Source organism: Sphingomonas canadensis (assembly GCF_026013525.1).
Lineage (GTDB): Bacteria > Pseudomonadota > Alphaproteobacteria > Sphingomonadales > Sphingomonadaceae > Sphingomonas > Sphingomonas canadensis.
On record NZ_JAPDRA010000028.1, the window covers coordinates 1 to 635 of the forward strand.

1 pseudogene is annotated in these 635 nt (G+C 66.9%); it reads left to right on the forward strand.

The features are described from left to right. Positions 1-621 (forward strand): annotated as a pseudogene (locus OM513_RS20755) (IS5 family transposase); the annotation flags it as partial. Positions 622-635 lie beyond the last annotated feature (14 nt).

The window sequence follows — 635 nt, forward strand, 5'->3', positions numbered from 1 at the left end:
CGGGCGCTGGGTCGATGCGCCGACCTGCTATGGTCCGAGAAAGACGCTCTACAACCGGTTCGTGCGCTGGGCGGCGAAGGGCGTGTGGCAAGAGCTGTTCGTCGCGCTGGCAGCAGCAGGCGGGCCACCCGCCGAGGTTCTGATCGACAGCACCCATATGAAGGCCCACCGCTCCGCGGGCGGCGGAAAAGGGGGGCGCTCGTCCAGGCGATCGGGATCAGCCGGGGCGGCCGCAACAGCAAGCTCCACGCGCTCACCGACGGCGAAGGCCGACCGCTCCGCTTCCTGCTGACCGGTGGCCAGGTCGCCGACTGCCGCGCGGCCGATGTGCTGCTCAATGACCTTGCGCCGCGCACCATCGTGCTCGCGGACAAGGCTTACGACAGCAATGCGATCCGCGACCTGATCGAGCGCCAGGGTGCCGTCCCGAACATCCCGTCCAAGGCCAACCGGCGCTGGAAAAGCTGCTTCTCCAAGACCCTCTACAAGGGCCGCAACGCCGTCGAGCGCATGTTCTGTCGCCTCAAGGACTATCGTCGCATCGCCACCCGCTACGACAAACTCGCCGCCAACTTCCTCAGCGCCATCTACCTCGCCGCCGCCGTCACTTGGTGGTTATGAGTCTCGACCCTAGG